A 13,971-nucleotide genomic window follows, 5' to 3' on the forward strand; every position below is an offset into this window, starting at 1 on the left:
AACCTATGGCTGAAGTAATCAATATGCCGCGTTTGAGCGACACCATGGAAGAAGGTACCGTTGCAACTTGGCTAAAAAAAGTAGGAGATCAAGTAGAAGAAGGCGATATTTTAGCCGAAATCGAAACCGACAAGGCTACTATGGAATTTGAATCCTTCCATTCGGGGACACTTTTGCACATTGGTATCGAAGAAGGGCAAACCGCACCAGTCGATGCGCTTTTGGCGATTATAGGTGAAGAAGGAGAAGATGTTTCTGATTTGATTGAAGGGAAGTCTAAAAGCAAGAAATCAGAAAAAGAAGAGAAATCTTCAAAAAAAGAAAGCTCTGATAAAGACGATACTTCTACAGAAGAAGAGGGAGATACTTCAGAAGAAATCCCTGAAGGGGTAGAAGTTATCAATATGCCACGTTTAAGCGATACCATGGAAGAAGGAACAGTCGCAAGCTGGTTGAAAAGTGTCGGTGATGAAGTAGAAGAAGGTGATATTTTAGCTGAAATCGAAACCGATAAAGCGACCATGGAATTTGAGTCGTTCTATGCAGGAACACTTTTACACATTGGGGTTCAAGAAGGCGAAACTACTAAAGTAGATGCGCTTTTAGCTATTATTGGTCCGGAAGGAACCGATGTGAGCGCTATCATAAAAGGAAGCGGAAAAACCAAGGCAAAGAAAAAGCCATCTGATGAAGATGCTGAAGAAAAGCCCGAAGAAGCAAAAAGTAAAGACACTTCTTCAACAGAAAAAAAATCTACTAGAAAAGACGGCGGTAGAATTTTTGCTTCGCCATTAGCCAAGAAAATGGCCGAGGAAAAGGGCATCGATTTATCAGAGGTGGAAGGCTCTGGCGACAACGGTCGTATCATTAAAAAAGACATCGAAAACTTTAAGCCTTCCGCTAAAGCAGAACAAAAATCGACTACAGCGAAAGAAGCCTCACAGCCAAGCTCAAGTTATACACCTGTTGGTGAAGAAGCTTTTGAAGAGGTGAACAACTCGCAAGTGAGAAAAACCATTGCCAAGCGTTTGAGCGAATCTAAATTCTCGGCGCCGCATTATTACCTGACTATCGAATTGGATATGGATAATTTGATTGAAACCCGTAAGCAGATCAATGCGCAAATGGGCATCAAGGTATCTTTCAACGATTTTATTGTTAAAGCAAGTGCAATGGCGTTGCGAAAGCATCCAGCGGTCAATTCGCAGTGGGCAGACGATAAAATTAAGTTTGCCAAGCATATTCATATGGGTGTTGCGGTAGCTACCGATTATGGTTTGGTGGTTCCTGTATTAAAATTTGCAGACCAAATGCCACTTTCGGTCATCAATGCCAAAGTAAAAGAAATGGCAGGAAAAGCACGCGATAAAAAATTGGGTGTAGACGAAATGCAAGGCAGTACCTTTACCGTATCTAACCTTGGTGCGTTTGGCATTCAAGAATTTACAAGTATCATCAATCAGCCAAATTCGGCGATTTTATCGATTGGTGCGATTGTAGAAAAACCAGTGGTAAAAAATGGACAAGTGGTTGTAGGTAACACCATGAAAGTTACAATGGCTTGTGACCACAGAACCGTTGATGGTGCTACTGGTGCAGAGTATTTACAGACTTTTAAAACGTATTTAGAAAATCCGGTTTCGATGCTGGTTTAAAAAATAAATTCTATCAAATTTCCCGCTTTTATAGCGGGATTTTTTATATTTAAAAATGATGAGAAAACTACTTTTTATTTCGCTTTCGCTGATTTTTTTCAGCTGCTCCAGTTCTTATGAGATTTCTGAGCAATCTATTGCGAACCACCTTTCTACCTTAGCTTCAGATGCTCATGAAGGAAGAAATACAGGCACACCAGGAATTGAAAAATCAGCTGTTTATATCGAGAAAATATTCCGTGAGAACGGATTAAAACCTTTTTACGAAACCTACCGTGACAGTTTTCAGGTTTCACCAGGCCTTATCGGTTACAACCTGATCGCATACAAAGAAGGAATAGATGAAAACCTCAAAGATGATCTGATCATTATCGGAGCACATTACGACCATATTGGTGTGCAAGAAGAAGGTGAAGATAAAATTGCCAATGGCGCCAACGATAATGCTTCGGGAACAGTTTCTGTGGTGGAATTGGCAAAATACTTTGCGAAAAAGAAAACCAAAAGAAGTATCTTGTTTGTCTTGTTTTCTGCTGAAGAAATGGGGTTGATTGGCTCAAAGCATTTGGCAAAGCGTATGAGTGCCGAAAAGCAAAATATTTATACGCTGCTCAATATCGAAATGGTTGGTGTTCCTTTAGAAAGTCAGCCTTATTCTGCTTACCTCACAGGTTTTGACAAGTCTAATATGGCGGAGCGTTTCAATAATTTTACCCGAAAAAATACTTTCGGCTATTTCGAAAAAGCAGCAGAATACCAGCTTTTTATGCGTAGTGATAACTACCCATTTTATCAAGAAATGAATATTCCTGCACAGACCCTTTGCACTTTCGATTTTTCTAATTATCCGTATTATCATCACGTCGACGATGAGTTTGAACTGATGGATATCCAACACATGCAAAGTCTGATTTCTGAAATTGCTACAGGTATTGAAAAAATGGTAAACGAACCAGAAAATAGTATCCAACTAAATGAGTAAAAAAGTTGTTATTACAGGAACAAGCCGAGGAATTGGTCTTGCACTCGTCAAAAAATTTGCTCAAAATGGTTTTGAGGTCTTAGCACTATCACGCAATGAAAGCGTTTGTAAAAACTTGGCTTTGGCTAATGTTTCTACGTTTTGTTTTGACTTAGGAAAAGAAAATGCTTACCAACGATTAGAAGAATTTGTGCAAAACCATTGGGGCGGAGAAGTAGATATCCTTATCAATAATGCAGGTAAATTGGTGAATAAGCCGTTTACAGAAATCCAACAAAGTGAACTGATCGAAGTTTACCAAACCAATGTTTTTGGGGTTTTTAAAACCATACAAACTTTGGTGAAATATATGAAAAAAGAAAGTCATGTGGTTTCGATATCGAGTATTGGCGGTATTCAAGGCAGTGTTAAATTTGCGGGTTTGTCGGCTTACAGTTCGAGTAAAGCAGCGTTGATTAATCTCACTGAAATGTTAGCCGAAGAGTATAAAGAAGCCGGCCCTGTTTTTAATTGTTTGGCTTTGGGAGCAGTACAAACCGAAATGCTCGAAGAAGCTTTTCCGGGTTATCAAGCTCATATTTCTGCTGAAGAAATGGCAAACTATATTTATGATTTTTCACTAAACGGACAACAATATTACAACGGAAAAGTCTTACAAGTTTCCAATTCTACACCTTAAATGGAAACTACTTTAGTCAAATATATTCCTGAACATGCGGTAGAAAATGCCTTGTTCCTAATGAATGAACATGAGGTTTACCTTAAGATTGTGAACCATCGCAATACCAAACACGGCGATTATAGAAAATTTGGTAAACAACATCAAATTTCCGTTAACGGAAGTTTAAATAAATACCAATTTCTCATCACGTTGGTTCACGAAATTGCCCATTTGGTGGCGTTTAAAAAGTTTGGAAATCGTATCAAACCTCACGGAAAGGAGTGGAAATATACCTTTCAGCGTTTGATGTTGCCTTTTATCAATCCAAATGTGTTTCCTCAGGCTTTGTTACCCGTTGTGGCCCATCATTTTAAAAACCCAACGGCAAGTAGTGATACCGATGCACAACTTTCGGTAGCCTTGAAAAACTATAGCAAAGACAATTTTAAAAATTATATCTTTGAGATTCCGACAGGCAGTTTGTTTAAAACCGCCAACGGAAGGATTTTTAAGAAAGGCAAAAAACGTGTTAAACGTTATGAATGTATGGAAGTGAAAACGGGAAACTTATACGTTTTTCAACCTAACGCTTTGGTAGAGGTGTTAAAGGAAGCCTTTTAAAACCATTAAAACCTTAAAATTTTATGTCGAGCAAAAACTATTATGCGGTGATTATGGCAGGAGGAGTCGGTTCGCGACTTTGGCCAGAAAGCAGGCAAGATTATCCAAAACAATTTCATGATATTCTTGGAAGCGGAAAAACACTTATTCAAAAGACGTTTGACCGATTGAATAAGAAAATCCCTACAGAAAACATCCTTATTTTAACCAATCAACGCTATTTGGATTTAACCAAAAAACAGTTGCCCGAAATTGAGGAAAATCAAATTGTTTTGGAACCTGCCATGCGAAATACAGCGCCTTGTATTTTATTGGCAGCGCTAAAGATTCAGAAAATAAATCCGGAAGGCTTAATGGTCGTAGCGCCAAGTGATCACTGGATTGAAGATGAAAACGCTTTTCTTGACAACCTTCAAAATGCTTTTGATACTTGCCAGCGAAATCAGAACATGTTGATGACGCTTGGAATTCAACCAACGCTTCCGCATACAGGTTATGGTTATATTCAGTTTGAAGAAAACGAAAAATCTTCAGTAAAAAAAGTGGTCAACTTCACCGAAAAGCCGAATTATGAAACGGCACAAATGTTTATCGCTTCGGGCGATTACGTTTGGAATGCCGGTATTTTTGTTTGGAGCGTAAAAGCCATTGTAAAGGCTTTCGAAAACTATTTGCCAGAAATGTTTAGTTTGTTCGAAAAAGGAATTGGTGTTTATAATTCATCTAAAGAACGAGCCTTTTTAGAAGAAAACTATGCAAATGCAGAAAACATCTCGATAGATTATGGGGTGATGGAAAAAGCAGAAGAAGTAAGTGTGATTCCTGCAGAATTCGACTGGAATGATTTGGGTTCTTGGGCATCATTATACGACAAAATGCAACACGACGAGAATGAAAACGTCGCTATAAATGCACAACTTCTTGCAGATAATTCAGGTAAAAACTTCGTGAAAACATCGAAAGAAAAAATTGTAGTTTTAAAAGATTTAAATGAGTATATTGTGATAGAGAACGAAGATGTGATTTACATCGGGCCAAAAAATAAAGAGCAAGCCATCAAAGAAATTCGTGAGAGGGTGAAGGATGAGCTTGGGGAACATCTCATATAATATGGAAGAAAATAACTCACAAAAACCCATCGGAAATACTAATGATAGCCAAAAAGTGAGCACTACTGAAATTCGGGGTGCTTTTGCGAAAATCAAACAATTTTTGCTGGAACTCTTAGATATTCGTCAAGATACCGATAGAGATTCTACCATCGAAGCCGTAAAAAAAGACATTACCTTTAAAGGACATAATGCTTGGATTCTGATATTCTCGATTTTTGTTGCGTCTATTGGGCTTAACGTAAGCAGTACAGCGGTGGTGATAGGAGCGATGCTTATTTCTCCGTTAATGGGGCCGATTGTGGGAATGGGACTTTCGGTAGCGATTAATGATGTTGATACCCTTCGCCGATCTCTAATTAATCTCGGTATTATGGTGGTATTAAGTGTAGGTACAGCTTGGTTGTATTTTTTAATCTCACCCCTTACGGGAAGTAATGCAGAACTCGAAGCGCGGACTTATCCAACGATTTTAGATGTTTTAGTAGCTATTTTTGGTGGTCTGGCATTGATTGTTGCCAAAACCAAAAAAGGAACGATTGCCAGTGTGATTTTTGGGGTTGCTATTGCGACCGCTTTAATGCCTCCGCTATGTACCGTAGGTTTTGGGCTGGCTCGTGGCGACTGGAGCGATGCCTTAGGAGCACTTTATCTCTTTTCAATTAATGCTACTTTTATCGCACTTTCTACTTTTGTGGTCGCAAAGCTATTGCGTTTTCCTTTAGTGAAATATGCCAATTCGCAGCGAAGAAGGTTGATTGCGAGAATTGCTTCTGCCATTGCGATTATTGTGATGGTGCCAAGTATTTGGTTGTTTTATAATATGCTGAAAGAATCTTATTTTAAACAAGATGCTGTTAAGTTTTATGAAAACGAATTGGTGAGTTATAAAGATTCATATGTCCAAAGAAATTCATTGATAACCACCTATAATGGTGGTAACGACCCTAAAATTGAAGTTTCTTTTATCGGAAAAGAAATTCCTAACTCGGTCATTAACCTTTGGAAGGAAAAGATGAAAAACTATCCAAATTTGCAAAACACTTCGTTGGTAATTCTTCAGAACGAAAACACAGAGTCATATGACCAATTGATGTACATGCGGGAAATAAAGCAACGAGATTCCATTATGATGCTGAACAAAGATGAAAAGATTGCATTTCTAGAGCAAGAACTTGGTAAATTACAAGTGTACAAGAAAAATGAGATTCCTTTTCAGTCGATAAGTAGAGAAGCAAAGATAAACTACGAAGAGATTGAAAGCTTTGCTTTTGCACAGAAAATCGTTTCCAATTATAAATCGATAGACACCATTCCAGAATTTCAGGTAAAATGGAATGACTCGATTTCTGAAGCCGAAAAAATCAAACAGACTGCCCGTTTAAACAAGTGGTTGAAATATAAGTTAGACGCAGATACCTTAGTATTAGATAGCAATTAATCTGCTTTAAGCTGCGTTTCCCTTACTTTTTTAAATAACTCTGAAGAATAGACAAAATCAGTCAAGTTTTTGTTGTCTGCTTTGTAGATGTCGTCTTTGCTGCCTTGCCACTCAATGTTTCCTTTTTTTAGGTAAACAATGTTTTCACCAATTTCTAAGACCGAGTTCATGTCGTGTGTGTTGATCACTGTAGTAATGTCATTTTCTTTGGTGATTTCCTGAATCAAGTTATCAATAACAATGGCGGTTTGTGGGTCGAGACCCGAATTGGGCTCATCACAAAACAAGAAGTTAGGTTTGTTCACAATCGCGCGTGCAATGGCAACACGTTTTTGCATTCCTCCACTAATTTCCGAAGGAAATTTTTTATTGACATTTTCTAAGTTCACCCTTTCCAATACTTCGTTGACGCGTTTGAGTCGTTCTTCTTTTGTTTTTTTGGTAAACATTCTTAACGGAAACATCACATTTTCTTCAATGTTCATAGAGTCAAACAAAGCACTTCCTTGAAAAACCATACCCATTTTTTTTCGCAATTCACGTTGTTGTTCAGGCTCTAAAGTAGAATAAGCGGTTCCGTTATACTCTATCGTTCCTTCGGTAGGAATAATTAAACCCAAAAGGCATTTTAGAAAAACGGTTTTTCCAGCACCCGATTGACCAATAATTAGATTGGTTTTACCATTGTAAAACTCAGTGTTTAAACCTTTTAAGATTTCTTCACCATTAAAACTTTTCTTTAAATCATTAACCTTTATCATTAGCTTAAAAGTAATTGAGTTAATATGTAATTGGTAATAATTAGTACCACACTTGTCCAAACAAACGAAGTCGTACTCGCTTGACCCACTTCAAGTGCACCGCCTTTCATGTAATAACCGTGATAAGCAGGAACCGTTGCGAGTATAAACGAAAAGAAAATAGTTTTTATAAAAGCGTATACCAAGTGAAAAGGAATGAAATCGTCTTGCAAACCTTGTAAGAACTGTTCGGGGCCAATATAACCGCCCATCACACCTGCTAAATATGCACCTGCTATACCCACAAACATCGAGATACAAATCACAAAAGGATATAAAAGCATCGCGATAATTTTCGGGAAAACCAAGTAATTGATTGAATTTATACCCATTACTTCTAGCGCATCAATTTGTTCGGTCACACGCATCGTACCGATACTCGAAGTAATAAACGAACCTACTTTTCCCGCGATGATAATCGACATGAAGGTAGGAGCAAACTCCAAAATAATAGATTGTCTCGCCGTAAAAGCAATTAAACTTTTAGGAATAATTGGGTTGTTGAGGTTAAGTGCCGTTTGAATGGTAATAACCGCACCAATAAAAAAAGATAGAAAAATAACAATTCCTAAAGAGCTAATAATAAGATCATCTACTTCCTTAAAGATGAGATTTCGGAGAACTGAAGCTTTGGTCATTCGTTTAAAAATGTTCTTCAGCATGATAAAATATTGCCCAATATCAGTTAGAAATCGCATTCAAGTTTAATTTTTGTAAATCTAAAATAAGAAAACCAAACTCAAAAGTATTTAACGTACAATTAAAACAAAAACCCTAAAACTTCTTTATTTTTGGAACTCATTTATAGCTTATGAAAAAATTATTTTATACTGTTGGAGTTGCCATTTTTTTGAGTTGTGCTTCGACCAACAAACAAAATACTCTAGAGACTCCTTCCGCTTTAAGCGAAAATAAAGTCGCTCCAAAACTTGTGGTGGGAATTGTGGTTGACCAAATGCGTTACGATTATCTTACCCGCTTTTGGAATCACTATTCAGAAAATGGTTTTAAGCGATTGGTAAAAGGTGGGTTTACTTGTCGAAACAACCATTACAATTATGTACCCACCTATACAGCTCCTGGTCACGCTTCTATTTTTACGGGCACCACTCCAAAAAACCACGGAATCATTTCTAATTCGTGGTACGATAAGTTTGAAGAAATTTATATTTATTGTGTTTCCGATGCAGCTTACGAGTCTGTTGGAACGGAAAATAATGCCGGAAAAATGTCTCCAAAACGAATGGTCGTAACGACAATTACAGACCAAAACCGACTGCATACACAAATGCGAGGAAAAACCATAGGGGTTGCCATCAAAGACCGCGGCGCAATTTTACCCGCAGGTCATACCGCCAACGCAGCTTATTGGTTTTACGGTGGTGAAGAAGGTAAGTTTATTTCGAGTACATTTTACCAAAACGAATTACCACAATGGGTAAAAGATTTTAATGATTCAGGGAAAGTAGCTAGTTACCTCACTACTTGGGAAACTTTAAAACCTATCAGCACATACGTGGAAAGTGGCGCCGACAACAATAATTATGAGCATGGTTTTATAGGAAAATCTACTCCAACATTTCCCTATGATTTGACTGCTTTAAGTAAAGAGAATGGCAACTACGATATCCTTAAAACGACGCCGTTTGGAAACAATATCACTACCGATTTTGCCAAAGCAGCTATTGTTGGGGAGCAATTAGGGCAAGATGACATTACCGATTTTCTAACCTTAAGTTACTCGAGTCCCGATTATATTGGGCATAATTTTGGGGTAAATTCTAAAGAGGTGCAAGACAATTACTTACGTTTAGATATAGAGGTAGCTTCTTTATTGAGCTATTTAGACGAAAAAGTAGGAGTGGGAAACTATACGGTTTTTTTGACAGCAGATCACGGTGCAAACCAAGTTCCTGCTTATTTAAACGATTATAAAATTCCTGCGGGTTACGCCAAAGAAAAGGAGCTGTCTAAAAAATTAAAAGTATTTCTGGGAGAAACCTACAGAGTTTCTGATTTGGTTGTTAACCAATCGAATAACCAACTCTTTTTTGACGAAGAAAAAATAAAAGAAAATAAAATAGACAGGAGTAATTTACAAAGAGAATTAAAGCAATTTTTGATTAGTCAGCCTGAAATATATAAGGTATACACAAGGGAAGAGTTGGAAGAAAATAGCAGTAATGATAAAATCAAACGTTTGGTACAGTTTGGGTTTTCCCAGAAGCAAAGCGGTGATGTGGTGTATTTAGACTTTCCAGCTTATGTTTCTTATCCAGAAAAAGGAAGTACACACGGAAGTTCGTTTAACTATGACACACAAGTTCCGCTTATTTTTTATGGAAAAAATATCAACCAAGGAGAAACCTATGATCGGACTGAGATTATTGATATCGCCCCAACTATTTCTGCGATGTTAGGTATTGCTTTTCCTAATGCCTCAACAGGAAAAGTGATCAGTGAGGTGATTAATAAATAGCCATATTCTGTGCTTCACATGGAATCTCCTTTATTTTAAAACAATTTTTGCTTTATCATTTTCCAACGGTAGCTGCGAATCCATTTACCTTCTTCTTCATTCACTAAGAAAGGAAGGTTTTCTTTTTTCGCCTGAAAATAACCTTGTATGTAGTCTATAAAAAGTTGAGGTTTTTTCTTTTTTAAGGCCAATTTTAAGGAAGCAATAGTAGTAATAAGAAAACCATAACGGAGTTTGTAAAAAGCTTCTCCTTGCTTCTGGTTAGATTTTTTAGCATACGATTGTCCCGTAGGTCGTAAATGTTTGACATAAAGTTCAGGGAGAACCTTTACCTCAAAGCCGTGGTATCTAGCTAAGAGTTCATCAGCCGTGTCCCAACCTATAGAAGGTTTTAAACCACCGATATATTTAAAACACTTTTTGGAATATAATTTTATAGGTCCTCTAGGTTTAGTTTTTTCGGAAATATTTTCATAAATCCAATTTCCGTGCTCTTTTATGTATAAATTTCCAGCAGCGATACCAATTTTAGGATTATTCTGAAATTCATCAATTAATTTTTCAAAATAGTTCTTAGGTAAAATAATGTCTGCATCAAATTTTCCGATCAAATCATAACTTTGATCAAGCGTTTCATAACCTTTGTAAAAAGCTTGTATGATTTTGCTACCGGGCTGATGGTATTCACTTGAAATAGAATTTACGACAGAAATAAAATCATAGTTGCTAACATACTCTTGTATGATTTCACCCGTTTTATCGGTAGAGTTGTCATTTACTACTACAACTTTATTGGGTAAAAAAGTTTGGTGAACCAAAGATTGCAGGGTTTTGGCAATATTTTGCTCTTCGTTGTGGGCCGTTATAATGATGTTTATTTTCAAAAGTTGTAATTCTGAGTTACTAAATAGAATAAAATTCAGATAAGCTAAAAATATTAAGGCTTTTATATTTTCAACTTTTCAGATCATCTTTCATCTTTATGCAATAGTTGGTTTTATGATTTAAAATTTTAAAGAATAAAAGAGCGGTGATTTTTAAAGCTTTAGCAAATATATCATTTGCGCAATGTTTTCTGTATATTTTTAGTATTTTTCGAAACTTAAAAAAAGTTGAGTTTAAAGGTAGGAGAAAAGCAGTTAAGATTGTTATATAATAAACCTACTAAGATAAAATACCTAAATATGAAAAATTATACCCTGTTATTATTGCTTTTTATTGGTAGTATATGGTCTTCCTTCGCTCAATGTGAAGAAAATGTGACCAATGTTCTGTGTGCAGACCCAGCCAATAATGTTTATATCGTGAGCCCTACAGCGGATGTAATGATAGAGATTTTAGATTCTGCAGGCTTGCCAACAACGGGTGTCACTTGGCAAGCCCCAAGAACTCACTTATACCTTACACCTGCTCAAGCAAATGCTTATACCTTGACAGGGCCTAACAACTTTACTTCGGCGATATATTTTAACGGTAGTCCAAACAGTATGCCAGGGGCATGGCCAGCGGCTCAGCCTAATAGAACTTATACTTATAATTATACGATGCCTGCTAGTGCGGGTTGTACACCAACAAATGGACAAATACGTATTGTAACGGGAGGGTTTACTTATGACGATTATTGTAGAGGTGATACAACAACATTAAATAATATTCCCTTATTAAATTACAATACAGCGGGTAATTTAAACTGGTATAGTGATGCTGCGGGCAACACAAGTATCCCCGGTACCACCCAAATACAAGGAGGTCAGACCTATTATGTAGATTTAGGAATTACGGGCTGTTCACAGCTTTTTCCAGTGGTCATTAGGTACGGAACACCAGCGCCAGAAGCGGAATTGATACAGACATTTTGTACGGCAGCTACTTGGCAGGCGGGTGGTTTTCCCAACCCGACAGATGATTTGTCTTCTATAACCGTTTGTGGACAAAACCTACAATGGTACAGCGATGCGGCAGGTACGATGCCAATCAACAACCCAAGTTCTACGACATTAAGTGATGGAGCTACTTACTATGTAAGTCAAACCATAAACGGTTGTGAAAGTGAAATTATAGCCGTAAATATGTTAGAGAGCGAGTGTGCATGTATTGAAAATCCAGGGTTTCAAAATAGTACTGGTAATTTTGATGCTAGTGGTTATACATTTTTCACACATAATAATGGTACTTCTAGTCAGGTTCCAGCTTGTAAAAATTCAAGTTATTTAACGGCTTCTGGAGTTACATCATATACAAACACTATAAGTCAATATAATTACTACACTAATAATCAAGTTGTCACGTATGCTTCTCCTGGGAATAATACTTGGTTAATCGCAAATGGAATTACCATGCCAACGACTTCTCCTTTTGGCTGTTCTACTAAATCTATTAAGCTTAATAATGATAATGGGGGAACTAGAACCAGAACAACAATGGTTAAAGAGTTTATCGCAGGAGAGGTATTGGCATTTGATTTTATGTTTTTAATGGATGATCCCGGGCACCCTACAATTCCTGAACAACCTTTTGTGACCATTAAACTTTATGACGACGCTGGTAATCTTGTGCAAGATCGTTGTGTGATAGCAGATCCAGAAAACTGCATTTTCAATACTATAAATCCTGCTTTAGAACCAGATGGAAGTAACCATGGTTTACCAATTGTCTATAGTGATTGGTCTTGTATTAAGCTAAACACCATAGAATTACAAGGTCAAAAAGCACGTTTAGAAATTACAGTGGGTGATTGTATTTATACGGTTCATTGGGGTACAGCTTATTTCGATAATTTTTATGTAGGAGATGACGGTCCTGGTGTTTGTAGTTCTGCATTTGGATATATGGCAGTAGACCCTATCGATCAAGTAGGTAGTTCTTATGAGGTTTGTTCCCTATTCCAAGAGCCCGTAGATCCTAATTGTGCTCCTGCTCTTTCGGTCATCAATCCAACTTTTCCTATAGAAATCTGCGGTACTTTTGATGCACCTATCGGAAATAATTCCGGAGGGAATGCGCCCATCACTGATATTTCTCTAGATGTGGTCTCAAGTGGCTCGGTAGTATTCCAAGCAAGCAATTTTACGCAACCTGCACCAGGGGAGTTCTGTGTGACCATCAACCAAGGTGATATCCCAAACCCTTACGGAGAGTTTATCATTGATGGGGAGATAGAGTATACTATGAACTGTGGTACGCCTTACCAATATTACGTACAAGCCCAGAGTAACGGTTTCAAGTTCTGCCCAGTAGCAGACTGTCCTTTAGGTTTTGTTTTCTGTGACGACCCCAATATGCCCTCAACGGTAGATCTCACCACACGGGATGCAGTTGTAAAGGGAAACTATCCTGTTTCTGAACATGGCAACTATACGGTAACTTATTACAATACCGAATCAGATGCCCATGCCCAAACGGGTGCCATCACTAACCCTACGGCCTATCCCATCAACACCTTACCTGTGGGGACAACCATTGTCTATGTACGTTTGGATTACAACTACACAGCTTTAGGTATTTCCCCTGTAAGTGATTGTTATGATATAGTGCCTTTAGAAATAACAATAGGAAGCAATCCTGTGGTTCCTGCAACGGTCAATGACATTACAGATTGCGGAGCCCCTGGTTCTAACCAAGCATTAGACCTAACAACCAATCAAACAAATATATCCACAAACCCTGTACATACATTTGAGTACTATACTACCTTGGCGGATGCAACAGCAGGAACAGGTGTAGGGGAAATTACCACACCCACAGGTTACAGTGTTGCTTCGGGAACTAGCCAGGCAATCTATGTACGAGTGGAGAATGCAGAAGGTTGCTTTGCGATATCACAATTCAATGCTGTAGTTAACCCTAACCCAGATGTACCAAACAGTATTCCCGATATCAATGAGTGTGACGACGATACCGATGGTTTCGTGGCCTTTGACCTTACAGCGAATGACCCTGTGATCACACAAAACGAGCCTAACCCAGGCGATTATGATGTGATCTATTACCCAAGTGCCACCGATAGGGCCAATGGTACCAATGCGATTACAAATCCAACAGCTTATACAAATACAGTACAGGACACGCAAACGATTTATGTCATCGTAGAGGATGTGAACACGGGCTGTACTACAGAAGCAGAATTTATCATCAATGTAGTGGAAGCTCCCGTTCTTACGACCCCTCCGGTTTATGAGCTATGCGATGGCGATGGCGACAGCCAGGCGAGTTTCGACCTGACG

10 protein-coding genes and 1 pseudogene are annotated in these 13,971 nt (G+C 37.9%); 8 read left to right on the top strand and 3 right to left on the bottom strand.

What is annotated here, in order from left to right; genetic code table 11:
* Positions 1-5: 5 nt before the first annotated feature.
* The 6 genes from DNG35_RS09975 to DNG35_RS10000 are packed head-to-tail and all read left to right on the top strand — an operon-like array spanning position 6 to position 6,469.
* Entirely contained in the window at positions 6-1,655 is a 1,650-nt protein-coding gene (locus DNG35_RS09975) for a pyruvate dehydrogenase complex dihydrolipoamide acetyltransferase (RefSeq protein WP_111128676.1), read from the top strand.
* A gap of 58 nt (positions 1,656-1,713) precedes the next feature.
* Positions 1,714-2,637, top strand: a complete 924-nt coding sequence (locus DNG35_RS09980) for a M20/M25/M40 family metallo-hydrolase (RefSeq protein ID WP_111128678.1) — start codon at positions 1,714-1,716, stop codon at positions 2,635-2,637.
* On the top strand, positions 2,630-3,316 hold the full coding sequence (locus tag DNG35_RS09985) for an SDR family oxidoreductase (RefSeq protein ID WP_111128680.1): 687 nt from the start codon (positions 2,630-2,632) through the stop codon (positions 3,314-3,316). Before DNG35_RS09980 ends, DNG35_RS09985 begins: the two co-directional genes overlap by 8 nt.
* Positions 3,317-3,919: a SprT-like domain-containing protein gene (locus tag DNG35_RS09990; protein ID WP_111128682.1), complete on the top strand. Its 603-nt coding sequence runs from the start codon at positions 3,317-3,319 to the stop codon at positions 3,917-3,919. It abuts the gene before it with no gap.
* Between the two features lie 23 nt (positions 3,920-3,942).
* Complete coding sequence (locus DNG35_RS09995; protein ID WP_233494482.1) at positions 3,943-5,028, top strand: mannose-1-phosphate guanylyltransferase; 1,086 nt, start codon at positions 3,943-3,945, stop codon at positions 5,026-5,028.
* 1 nt (position 5,029) lies between these two features.
* A complete protein-coding gene (locus tag DNG35_RS10000) occupies positions 5,030-6,469 on the top strand; it encodes a DUF389 domain-containing protein (protein WP_111128704.1) in 1,440 nt (479 codons plus the stop codon).
* Here DNG35_RS10000 and DNG35_RS10005 read toward each other — a convergent pair.
* The gene (locus tag DNG35_RS10005; RefSeq protein ID WP_111128684.1) at positions 6,466-7,230 is read right to left on the bottom strand and encodes an ABC transporter ATP-binding protein; all 765 of its coding nucleotides are present in this window, start codon (positions 7,228-7,230) and stop codon (positions 6,466-6,468) included. The two genes, DNG35_RS10000 and DNG35_RS10005, sit on opposite strands and share 4 nt — an antisense overlap.
* Positions 7,230-7,967 (bottom strand): ABC transporter permease, encoded by a 738-nt coding sequence (locus tag DNG35_RS10010; protein WP_111128686.1) that lies wholly within the window; start codon positions 7,965-7,967, stop codon positions 7,230-7,232. Before DNG35_RS10010 ends, DNG35_RS10005 begins: the two co-directional genes overlap by 1 nt.
* Before the next feature lie 113 nt (positions 7,968-8,080).
* On the opposite strand from DNG35_RS10010, the gene pafA reads away from it, so the two are divergent.
* Entirely contained in the window at positions 8,081-9,748 is a 1,668-nt protein-coding gene (pafA, locus tag DNG35_RS10015; protein WP_111128689.1) for an alkaline phosphatase PafA, read from the top strand.
* 35 nt (positions 9,749-9,783) lie between these two features.
* Here the strand turns inward: pafA and DNG35_RS10020 are convergent, their stop codons facing one another.
* The gene (locus DNG35_RS10020; RefSeq protein ID WP_111128691.1) at positions 9,784-10,632 is read right to left on the bottom strand and encodes a glycosyltransferase family A protein; all 849 of its coding nucleotides are present in this window, start codon (positions 10,630-10,632) and stop codon (positions 9,784-9,786) included.
* A 300-nt stretch (positions 10,633-10,932) separates the two neighbouring features.
* Between DNG35_RS10020 and DNG35_RS10025 the strand changes: the two are divergent.
* Positions 10,933-13,971, top strand: a pseudogene (locus tag DNG35_RS10025) (hypothetical protein); the annotation flags it as partial.

Source organism: Mesonia sp. K7 (assembly GCF_003233725.1).
In the GTDB taxonomy this organism is placed as follows: Bacteria; Bacteroidota; Bacteroidia; order Flavobacteriales; family Flavobacteriaceae; genus Mesonia.

Bases quoted from the DNA above. Each gene is read 5' to 3' on its own strand.
- DNG35_RS10005 (WP_111128684.1), bottom strand. From the start codon at position 7,230: ATGATAAAGGTTAATGATTTAAAGAAAAGTTTTAATGGTGAAGAAATC.
- DNG35_RS10010 (WP_111128686.1), bottom strand. From the start codon at position 7,967: ATGCGATTTCTAACTGATATTGGGCAATATTTTATCATGCTGAAGAAC.
- pafA (WP_111128689.1), top strand. From the start codon at position 8,081: ATGAAAAAATTATTTTATACTGTTGGAGTTGCCATTTTTTTGAGTTGT.
- DNG35_RS09975 (WP_111128676.1), top strand. From the start codon at position 6: ATGGCTGAAGTAATCAATATGCCGCGTTTGAGCGACACCATGGAAGAA.
- DNG35_RS09990 (WP_111128682.1), top strand. From the start codon at position 3,317: ATGGAAACTACTTTAGTCAAATATATTCCTGAACATGCGGTAGAAAAT.
- DNG35_RS09980 (WP_111128678.1), top strand. From the start codon at position 1,714: ATGAGAAAACTACTTTTTATTTCGCTTTCGCTGATTTTTTTCAGCTGC.
- DNG35_RS09995 (WP_233494482.1), top strand. From the start codon at position 3,943: ATGTCGAGCAAAAACTATTATGCGGTGATTATGGCAGGAGGAGTCGGT.
- DNG35_RS10000 (WP_111128704.1), top strand. From the start codon at position 5,030: ATGGAAGAAAATAACTCACAAAAACCCATCGGAAATACTAATGATAGC.
- DNG35_RS09985 (WP_111128680.1), top strand. From the start codon at position 2,630: ATGAGTAAAAAAGTTGTTATTACAGGAACAAGCCGAGGAATTGGTCTT.